This is a genomic window from Paenibacillus roseus (genome assembly GCF_016424485.1).
Classification (GTDB): domain Bacteria; phylum Bacillota; class Bacilli; order Paenibacillales; family Paenibacillaceae; genus Paenibacillus_D; species Paenibacillus_D roseus.
In genome coordinates this window covers 53,111-64,251 of the sequence record NZ_JAELUP010000004.1, presented here as the reverse complement: position 1 = coordinate 64,251, position 11,141 = coordinate 53,111, and the positions used below count along the sequence as shown (strand labels likewise).

Sequence of the window (11,141 nt, the reverse complement as noted above, 5' to 3'; positions counted from 1 at the left end):
ATCACATCGTTCGCTGTTTTCGCTGGACGGTTTACCGTTCCATTGGTCGCGATTACCGTTTCGTTGCTCGATGACCAAGTAATCGTCGTTCCGCTCGCTCCCGCCGTTGGCAACGTCAAGTCTTGCGTCACGCCTGCTGCTGAATCTCCCGAGACATAGCCTACATTTAGCGATGCTTTGTCCGTTGCTACCGACTCTACATCGTTAAACGCTGTTAGCTTCAGAACGTTTACGGTGAACTGCTTCGTCTCTTGCTCGTCACCCTTCTTGATCGTTGCTGTCAATGTCACAATCACATCGTTCGCTGTTTTCGCTGGACGGTTTACCGTTCCATTGGTCGCGATTACCGTTTCGTTGCTCGATGACCAAGTAACCGTCGTTCCGTTCGCTCCCGCTGTCGGCAACGTCAAGTCTTGCGTCACGCCTGCTGCTGAATCTCCAGAGACATAGCCTACATTTAGCGATGCTTTGTCCGTTGCTACCGACTCTACATCGTTAAACGCTGTTAGCTTCAGAACGTTTACGGTGAACTGCTTCGTCTCTTGCTCGTCACCCTTCTTGATCGTTGCTGTCAATGTCACAATCACATCGTTCGCTGTTTTCGCTGGACGGTTTACCGTTCCATTGGTCGCGATTACTGTTTCGTTACTGGAAGACCATGTAATCGTCGTTCCGTTCGCTCCCGCTGTCGGCAACGTCAAGTCTTGCGTCACGCCCGCTGCTGAATCTCCAGAGACATAGCCCACATTTAGCGATGCTTTATCCGTTGCTACCGACTCTACATCGTTAAACGCTGTTAGCTTCAGAACGTTCACTGTGAACTGTTTCGTCTCTTGCTCGTCACCCTTTTTAATCGTTGCTGTCAATGTCACAATCACATCGTTCGCTGTTTTCGCTGGACGGTTTACCGTTCCATTGGTCGCAATTACTGTTTCGTTGCTCGAAGACCATGTAATCGCTGTTCCGTTCGCTCCCGCTGTCGGCAAGCTCAAGTCTTGCGTCACGCCCGCTGCTGAGTCTCCCAGAACGAAGCCCACATTTAGCGATGCCTTATCCGCCGCTACCGATTCGCTGTCGCTAATCGATTGTTTGATGACTTTAATAACAAATTCTTTGGTCTTGGACTCGCCATTGTATGTCAATACAGCTGACAGCGTAACCGTTGCATCACCAGTCAAATAAGCAGGACGGGTAATCGTGCCCGTTGTGCCAGCAATATCAACAACATCTGGAATATCCGCAGTCCAAACGATTGTTGAACCTTCGGCTCCTACATTAGGAAGCTCAATGTTCCCAGTAACACGGCCAGCTGTATCCCCAGCTGCGAACTGAATGTTAAGGGCGTTAAGATCGCGATCTAAAACTCCAGTATCCAATGCCTTATCAAGTGCTGTCTGAATCTCCAACTGGCTTACAAAACCGGTAGCTGGGCGAGAAGTTAATACTTTGCCGGAAACATCCGTCTTGTCCTTGTTCCCCAGCGTATTGTATACAGATAAATCCAGCCCTAATTGAGCATTCTCCAACGCTGTCCGTATGGCTGCAGGGGTCAATGCAATATTTACATTCGCCACGACTGTTCTGTCCAGGACTGCTGCGTCAAAAGCAACTTGCACAGCTGCCAGATTCACAAACCCAGTTGTTGGCACTGCTGCAAGTACAGCTTCTGCTACCGCTGTCTTATCTGCGGCTGTCCAGTTTGCATATGCGCCAAACGTCAAGCCGAGCGCTGCGTCATCCAGTGCTGCTTGCATAGCTGTTGCATCCGCAGCCGTATTTACTGCCGCTACCGCAGCACGTGCAGCAATTGCTGCATTAAATGCCGCTTGTACAGCAGCTTTATCCGCATACCCGCCACCAGGACGAGTTGTAATTACAGTATTTGCCACGGCTTCTTTGTCTGAATCTGTCCAATCCTCGTACGAGCCAAGGATCAAACCAAGCGATACATCTTCCAGTGCCGTCTGTGACTCCTCAGCATCGGATGCCAAATTCACAGCTGCAACCGCAGTACGTCCGGCTACAGCCGTATTAAATGCCGCTTGTACAGCAGCTTTATCCGTATAGCCATCGTTTTGACGAGCGTCCAACACAGCCGCTGCAACTGCCAATTGATCCGCCGCTAACCAATCTTCATACACGCCAAGTGTAAGGGAGAGGTCTTCGTCTTCCAACGCCGCTTGCAGAGCAGCGGGAGTTTGCGCAATGTTAACTGCTGCCACCGCTTCACGATCTTCTAATGCTAAATCAAATGCCGTCTGTATCGCTGTCTGGTCTGCATATCCATTGACAGGGATAGCTAACCGAACCGCTTCGGCTACAGCCGCTTTATCAGATACTGTCCAGCCTGCATAAGCTCCGAGCGCCAAACCCAACGCTGAATTTTCCAAAGCTGCCTGTACGGCTGCTTTAGTTGTAGCGATATTTACTGCTGCCACCGCGCGACGCGCTTCAATTCCATCATTGAATGCAGCCTGAACAGCTGCTACATTCGGATAACCGACTGCTTGACGATTGGATAACACGTATGCCGCAACCGCCAGCTTATCCGCATTCGTCCAGTTTTCATAATCGCCAAAGGAAAGGCCTAAATCGCCATTCTCCAAAGCGGTCTTCATGGCCGAATCCGTTGCTGCATGATTCACTGCAGCCATCGTTGCCTCAGCGTCAATGGCACTATTCAGTGCTAACTGTACAGCTGCTTTATCTGCAAATCCTCCAACTGGTCTATGCTCCAAAATGTGGGCCGCAACCAACCATTGATCCGACAACAGCAATGTATCATAGTCCGACAGATCCAGATTCAGCGTAATGTTCACCAACGCTGTTTGTATACCCTCTTCGTCAATTGCAATATTGACTAACGCTACTGGTCTTCGTGCAATAACTGCATCGTCAAAGGCATCTTGTACAGCTGCTATATCCGCATAACCATTGCCAAGATGACCTGCTTGTACTGCACTTGCCACTGCCGATTTGTCAGCAGTTGTCCAGCTCTCATAATCGCCAAGCGTTAATCCCAGCTCCGCATCTTCAAGTGCCGCTTGTGCTGCTGCTGCAGTTGTAGCGATGTTCACACTGGCTACAGGCAATCTGGCTGCAAATGCAGCATCAAATGCGGTTTGCACAGCAGCTTTATCTACATAACCACCTACAGGTATACCATTTAGAACTGTATTCGCAACTGCGAGTTGATCCGCGTTCGTCCAGTTCTCATAGGCTCCAAGTATAAGATCTAGCGCAGGATTCAATAGAGCTATTCTCATAATAGCGGCAGCTGACGACGAGTTGACTAACGCTACTGCCGTTCTGCTAGCTACCGCTGCACTAAATGTCGCTTGCACCGCAGCTTTATCCACGAAGCCGTTGCTCGGACGAGACAACAGCACTGCTTGAGCTACCGCAGATTTATCCGCTGCTGACCAGCCTGAGTAATTGCCAAGCGTCAAGGCAAGCGAGCCGGATTCCAGTGCGGCTTTAATTGCAATTACATCTGCTGCGGTATTCACAGCCGCCACACTGGACCTGGCTGTTATCGCATTACCGAATGCTGTTTGCACCGCCGCTTTATCTACATAACCGTCGGCAGGACGAGCCGCAAGTACTGCCGCTGCCACCGCTGCTTTATCAGCAGGTGTCCAGTCTGTATACACTCCAAGTGTTAAGCCTAGCGTTTCGGATTCCAGTGCGGTTTGTGTTGCCCCTGCATTTGCTGCCAGGTTTACTGCAGCTACCGCTAAACGTGCAACGATTTGTGAATCGAGTTCAGTTTGAATCATCGCTTTACTCGCGTAACCTGCTCCGCGAGCCGCTATTACTCCATCCGCAACCGCATTTTGATCCGCATTTCCCCAGTTTGCATAAGCGCCAAGCGTAAGATTAAGCGTCGAATCCTCCAGCGCCGATTTCATATCTGCTGCATTGACAGCAATGTTCACATATTGAATTGCAATGGCCATATCCAAAGCTGTTTGTACCGCTATTTTGTCTGTATAGCCGCCAGTTGGACGGTTGCCTAGCACCCAAGCAGCTACAGCTGTTTTGTTCGGATCGGATAAATTATTGTACGATGGTCCCAAAATCAAATTCAGTGAGCCGGATTCCAGTTCAGCTTTCATATCCGCGGCATTGCCTGCTCCATTCACACCAGCAAGCGGCACTGCGTCTAAAACAGCCGCGTCAAAAGCCGATTGAATCTCAGCAAGGTCCTCATACCCGTTAAGAGGACGAGCATTTAGAACGGCTGTTGCCACCGCTGTTTTATCAGCCAATTGCCAACCGGAGTAAGAAGCTCCCAGGTTAAGCGTAAGATTGGGTTCTTCCAGCGCCGCTTGCATCGCAGCTGCATCTGTGGCACTGTTTACAGCAGCTATGTCCTTGCGAGCCGCCAAAGCAAGATCAACAGCGGCTTGTACAGCGGCTTTGTCCACATATCCAGTACCTGGACGAGCCGCTAGTACGGTTGCAGCTACAGCTTCTTGATCAGCTTCTTTCCAGCTTGCAAATTCGCCGAGAACAATATCCAGCGTTTCGTTTTGCAACGCCGACAGTATATCAGCCTTATCAAGCGCTGTATTCACAGCCGCAACTGCAGCGCGTGCAAGTAACGCAGCATTGAATGATGCTTGCACAGCAGCCTTATCTACGAAACCAGTACCTGGACGGTTAACCAAGACTTCCCCTGCTACCGCAGCTCTATCAGCGTCAAGCCAGTCCGTCGCGTAGTTTGCTCCCAGATTAAGGCCAAGCGTTCCATCTTCCAGAGCCGCTTGTAGCTGAATCACATCAGCAGCCAAGTTCACCACTGCTACAGGTGTTCTAACAATGACTGCTGCATTGAACGCTGCTTGTACAGCCGCTATGTTCACATAGCCGTCTATTGGACGATTCGCAACCAAGGCACTTGCAACGGCCGTTTTATCCGCTGATGCCCACACGGTATAGGCATTTCCTAGATCAAGCCCGAGCGGTGCAGCTTCGAGCGCCAATTGCGCTGCGACTGCATCTGTTGCCAAATTCACAGCAGCTATCGGAGCATTTGTTGCAATAGCTCCATCCAATGCTGCCTGAACGGCGGCTTGATCCGCGAAACCCAATCCCCGATTTGCCAGAACAAATGCGGCTACCGCGTCTTTGTCCGCTGTCAACAAGCCGTTATACGTGGTTAGCGAAAGGTTCAATACGGAAGCAGTCAAAGCGCTCTTGATGCTGTTGGCATCCGCGGCAGCATTCACCACATCTACAGCTTGAGCAACTTGCTCGGCAGCTACGATTGAGCTAAGTGTCGCTTGAATGCTCGACTGGTTTGCAAACGAGCCATTCAACGTTTTATAATCCAGAACCGCTTGAGCTGCCGCTAATCGGTGGACGGCGTTCAACTTGTAATATTCCGTAAGATCTAGTCCGAGATCCGAAGCCTCCAAAGCCGATTTCATTGCTACAGCTGACGACGCACCATTAAGCGTTTGTACTGCCGCATCGTAAGCTGCATCTTGGACCCTCTGAGATACGAGTGCGTTCAGCTTCGTTTGGATAGCGGCCTTATTAGCAAAAGCGCCATTCTCTTCCTTAAATTCATACAGCTGCTGAGCGACCACGATTTGATCTGACAAGCTCAAGTTATGGTAAGAGATAAGAACGAGTCCAAGATAAGGATCTTCCAGCGCAATCTTTATGGCATTTGCATCCGTTGCGTCATTTACACTTTTCACAGCGAAAGCAAGTGCTTCATTATCCAACGTAGCTTGAACAGCAATATTAAATTGATTTTGAATTGCAGCTTGATCTGAAAAATGACCATGTGCGCCAATATAATCGAACAGCAATTGAGCAACTTCCTGCTTGCCGCCAGGCGTACTCAAGTTGTTATATGTGGTCAGGATCAAACCGAGTGCCGGATCTTCTAGCGCAACTCTCAAATCAGATGCGGATGCTGCCGTATTTACAGCTTGAATAGCATTATTCAAAATTTCCAAGTTTTGTCGTTCAACTACTGCTTTGTTCAACTCTTGCTGAATAACGGTTACTGAACTGTAATTACCGTTGTGTGTGCGGAAATCGATCATTTTTTGGGCAACGATGTCTTTACCTGTAGAACTTAAGAGATCATAGCCTGTAAGATTCAAGGCCAAATCCGCCTGAGCAAGCGCGCTTCGCATTTCAGTTACCGTTGCTGCAGCATTGACTGCAGCAATAGCTGAAGCTTCATCCGCACTGGCAATATTGGTTGGCAGTACAGAAACGACCGATGTTGCTGCAATTGTAGCAGAAAGCACGGTAGCTATACTTTTGGTTAATGGTTTTTTATTTCCATTTTTTTCCTTATACATGTATGAGACCTCTCTTTTTATCCATTTGGAAGCTGTCAGTTCATCCATTGTGATTACTTGTTATTTCACTTGAAATACATGCCATTCATCCTGGCCAAAGCGGATCAGGCTGACGATATGTTCAAATTTGCGTTGTCCCGCCGAATCCTGATAGAACACATCCAAATTAACGCGATAAACCGGTTCTTCCCCGCTCGTCACGAACATTTGGGATTTGAGTGCAAATCCCCTGTCCAATGCGGCGTAGCCTCTCGGCTTCTGAGCATAATGTTCATCCAAGTATCGACCTGCGATCCCTATGATCCTGAGCTGCTCATGCAGCTCCAATTCATCGATTCCCTGTACGATCTCCTCTTCATGCTGCGTTTCCATATCGGGATGTTCAGCTATCGTTTCGGTTAGAGTTGATGAAGATATCCGCTGACGCAGACGAGACCATACTCCTGTCAAGCCTTTCATACCTTAACCTCCCGGTACCAAGCTCTCTATTCTTGCGTTCCGGCTTCAAGAACCGCAGCAATAGCTGTGTTGAACGACTTCTGAATATCAGTACGACTCACGAAACCGCCGGCAGGCACGGCTTGGAGTACTGCAGCTGCAGTCGCAAGCTTGCCTTCTTCACTCAAATTCCTGTAATTCAGCAGAACGAGTCCCAAATACGGAACTTCCAATGCACGCTTCAACTGTTCTGCGCTTTGGGCAGAATTGACTGCTGTAATTGCATCGCGAAGCGCAGCGATGTCCCTTTGAGCCGCAACTGCCTTATTCAGAGCCTGCTGTATAGCGCCCGAATCTCCGAATGCTTCGCCGGAATTGCTGTTAAGCAGTACGGCAGCCACTTCTGCTTGATCCTCAGGACTAAGCGACTGGTAACCCGTTAAATTCAAAGCCAGTTCGACAGCGGTCAATGCAGTTTGCAACTCTGCAACTGATTTAGCTGTTTGTGCGGGATTCAATGCTGCCACCTCCGGTTGAACGACAACTTCTGATTTTGCTGGCTCTTCTTTTTCTTCTGTTGGTGCTTCTACTATTGGCACTTGAACCTCAGGTTGTTTCTCCTCTGGCTCCTGATTGATTGGATCAGCGGCATCCACAGACTGAACCTCAATCTCATCCGCTGCTTTTACATCCCGTGACACTTCGGCTGTTGTTAAATTAGAAGGCAATAGCGGTACAACCGCTGCTGCTGCAATTGTTAACGTTAACGCCCTCGCAATTCTTTTGTTTAATTTTTTGGTAGAACTCGATTCTTTCTTAGACAAGGAAATACCCTCTCTTCTTCATGAATTTTAATTGTAATAAATTTATATGAATGCAATCTGGCTAACCTCAAGAAAAAGCGATACGTGATAATTCAGGCATCATTTTCATCTCCTGAATCACTTCTCTCGTAATGGCACGATGGTATTTGCGTACGAATTTCAGATGCAGATGATAGGCTTCCTCTTCATACACATCAGCCAGGTCTCTTTTTTCGATGGCTCTAAAATGAATGCCTTCTTTAATCGATCCTAATACCTCCATACGCTCAATCCAACATTGATCGATCAGGCGCAGACACCTCTCCTTCCAGCTAGAACGCCAATTCTGCTGTGCCTGCTCCAGAAACCGCACCCAATCCAGGCGCCAAATATTGGTCACTTGCTCGCTCACATCACTTGGTTTCATGAAATCCGTCACCTGGATCGAAGACGATAATCCAAACTCTTGTCCCAATTGCCTCACCTTCCATTCTTCTGGAAGCCGATTAGCCGGACAGAGCCTTTCTACACAGTCGTCAATCCAATGGGATACTGAGCGAGAAATAACATCTTCTATATGCTCCGTCAGCAAAAGATTCTCGCGCTGGGCATAGAACCACTCCCGCTGCCTATGAACGACACAATCAAGCTTATATAGCAAATTACGTATGCTGTACATTTGCTGCTCTGCCCTTGACTGAGCCATTTCCACGAAACGAAGCAATTGCGGAGTGGAAGCTCCATCTTCCCCCCACTTCCACGATTCGCGCCTGGCTTCTGCTTCTTCACTGGCAAAGCGTACCATCAGCTCGTCCTCAAGCGAAATGAAGAACCGGGATGCGCCAGGGTCTCCTTGCCGGCCGGACCTTCCACGCAACTGCATATCGATCCTCCGGCTTTCATGCCTCTCCAGACCGATAACATGAAGTCCGCCCAACTCCGCTACACCTTCGCCAAGCCGGATGTCTGCTCCGCGCCCCGCCATATTCGTTGCTATCGTAATCGCTGATTTTCTGCCTGCGCGTCCGATGATCTCCGCTTCTTCCTGTTCTGTCTTGGCATTCAGAACCTGACATGGCAAATGGGTCTGAGACAATCTCTCAGCCAGTTCTTCCGACTGCTGTACCGAGGTTGTACCCACAAGAACGGGAGTCCCATGGTTATGCAAAGCTGTAATTTCCTTTACAAGCCGCTGCAGTTTGGCTTCTTTGGTTGCAAAGATAAGATCCGGAGCATCTTTACGAGCGACGGGCCGATGTGTACGAATCGGCATCACGTCCAAACCGTAAATTTGCCGAAGCTCCTCTCTTTCCGTCTGTATCGTACCGGACATTCCAACCATCTTCGGGTACAGACTAAAGTATTTCTGAACCGTGATTGAAGCATTAGAGCGAGTTTCCTCGCTTAGCGCGAGTCCTTCTTTTGCTTCAATTGCTTGATGCAAACCTTCGCTAAATTCCCGGCCCTCAAGCACTCTGCCTGTAAATGCATCGATAATATGAACTTTACCGCCAGCAATTAAATAGTCCCGGTCAGCTTCCATCAATACCTGAGACCTTAAGCTTTGGAGCAAATAATGGTAAACCGTCGTTTGATCCAAATCAAACAAATTATCGATCATAAATACCGTTTCAATCTTACGAATCCCCGACTCGGTAAACATGACCTGATTGGTTTCCGTGTCTCGCTCGTAATCTCTATTCTCACGTAAACCTTTGACAAATTTATTGCAAATGTAATAGAGATCCGGAGCGGCTTTTACCTTGCCTGCAATGATCATTGGCGTCTTGGCTTCGTCGATAAGCACGCTGTCAATTTCATCAATGATCGCGTACGCCAGCGGGCGCTGAACTTGATGTCCTGAATCGTATACGAGATGATCCCTCAAGTAATCAAAGCCAAATTCCGACCAAGTGCCGTAAGTTACCTCGCATGCGTATACGGATTGTTTCTCTTTCATATGTAGATCTGAACGATTAAGTCCTACGGACATGTCCAACAGCTGAAGCACATCCCGTGCCTGCATATAATCCCGTTCAGCCAAATACGGATTGACCGTAATCATATGAACGCCCCTGCCTTGCAGCCCGAACCAGAAAAGAGGGATTAATGACGTCAAGGTCTTACCCTCGCCGGTCATCATCTCTGTAACGTTTCCTCTGATCATGGCGTAACCGCCCATCAACTGCTCATCATGCAGAATAACGTTCATCTTCCGCCTAACTGCTTCCTTAACAAGAGCTGTGGCAGTGTAGATAACGTGCTCAGGCCTCGTTTGCTGTGCAACCTCTTCTCTGAGCCGCCTTATCTGCTGAACAAATTCCGACTCTGATAGATTTTGCAGTAGATCATATTTCCGATTAATCAGTGATATTGCTTTCTTCAAATCCATTACTTTGTGTCTTATTAGTCCTTTTGTCCACCATGCACCACTCAATTTTATGCTTTACACCTCCCACAAGGAAAAACCTTGGTGACTACTACTTATGGACTAACTATGAAAAACGACAAACTTCTACTAAAAAATACATGTCAAAATATGCCCTAGGACGTATTTTCAAACTATCAACTCAGCGAAAATTTGGTAAACTTGTCCTATGAGAAGACGATACGATATGGCGCTACAATATGTCAAGAAAGTCTTTTTTGATTTTTAAGGTGTGAAAAGATGCACAAGGTACTCTGTCGTTTCACTGCCTCAGCGTGTGGAGACGCTCTCTTTACTGCCAGACAAGATTTATTTTCATGATAGTTTTGGCAGCTAAATATGCTGGTCAACAAGCATATTTAAATTATTATTAATAAAATATCGAAAAATGTCGATAAACATAGTAAAGTCAAAGTTCACTTCAAATAGGAGAGCCAAATGAATGATAGACGCGCATGTCCAATTATTTTATTTGCAGGATTAGTCATATGGTTTGCAGCCTATATAACATCTCCGCGCGTCTTCTCAGGTCTATTATTAGTAATAGGTTACCCACTTTTCGTCATCTTACCGTGGTTTGGCTTGCCTTTATCTATTATTATGTTCTTTATGAAAAACAGAACAGATATACCTCTGAGTTTAAGATGAAGGAAGTACTGAAGGTCCTTCGTGAGAAGCAGAACGTGATCTAAATTGCAGCAAAGCATGAATTGGGGTGCGAAGAAAATGTGCTAATCATGCATCGAATCGATGAATTTACATGAATACCCTAACTTCGGGACCAGGGCTACGAATCAATTGCAAAATTGAAGAAATCGCATCCTAAATCGCTAGACTAAAAAAGAGGGGTTCTCCGCCCCTCTTACTATTACCGCCAATACATTTCCGATTAAATTATCCTTCCGTATTAACACTGAACAACATTCCACATGTATGGAGTTAGGGATAGGAGGGTGAAGGCAAGCGCAAGTACGGACTTGGCTTAATTTGAGCACGCCTTGTAAGGACAAGCCCATTGGTTATTACGCTGCAACTTCTGGTGATGAGTCTGGAGCGCAGGCTCCACGTTATTTTTTGCCCTATGTCCAGGTGCTGTCTCCTTGGAGCATAGCTCTGAATTTTGGATGAAAATCGTTCGAACGT

At 47.7% G+C, this 11,141-nt stretch carries 4 protein-coding genes and 1 pseudogene; 1 reads left to right on the top strand and 4 read right to left on the bottom strand.

Features of this window, described 5'->3' with window-relative positions:
- The 4 genes from JFN88_RS01875 to JFN88_RS01860 all read right to left on the bottom strand — a co-directional run.
- Window positions 1–6,329, bottom strand: a 6,329-nt coding sequence (locus tag JFN88_RS01875) for an immunoglobulin-like domain-containing protein (RefSeq protein WP_332908413.1), incomplete at its 3' end; no start/stop codon positions are given.
- Window positions 6,330–6,389: 60 nt separating this feature from the next.
- Window positions 6,390–6,788 (bottom strand): hypothetical protein, encoded by a 399-nt coding sequence (locus tag JFN88_RS01870; protein ID WP_199017592.1) that lies wholly within the window; start codon window positions 6,786–6,788, stop codon window positions 6,390–6,392.
- A 26-nt stretch (window positions 6,789–6,814) separates the two neighbouring features.
- Window positions 6,815–7,591 (bottom strand): hypothetical protein, encoded by a 777-nt coding sequence (locus tag JFN88_RS01865; protein ID WP_199017591.1) that lies wholly within the window; start codon window positions 7,589–7,591, stop codon window positions 6,815–6,817.
- 67 nt (window positions 7,592–7,658) lie between these two features.
- Window positions 7,659–9,962 carry a preprotein translocase subunit SecA gene (locus JFN88_RS01860; RefSeq protein WP_199017590.1) on the bottom strand — a complete coding sequence of 768 codons (2,304 nt, stop codon included), beginning with the start codon at window positions 9,960–9,962 and terminating at the stop codon, window positions 7,659–7,661.
- 988 nt (window positions 9,963–10,950) lie between these two features.
- On the opposite strand from JFN88_RS01860, the pseudogene JFN88_RS24315 reads away from it, so the two are divergent.
- A pseudogene (locus JFN88_RS24315) lies at window positions 10,951–11,126 on the top strand (IS5/IS1182 family transposase); the annotation flags it as partial.
- Window positions 11,127–11,141: the final 15 nt, after the last annotated feature.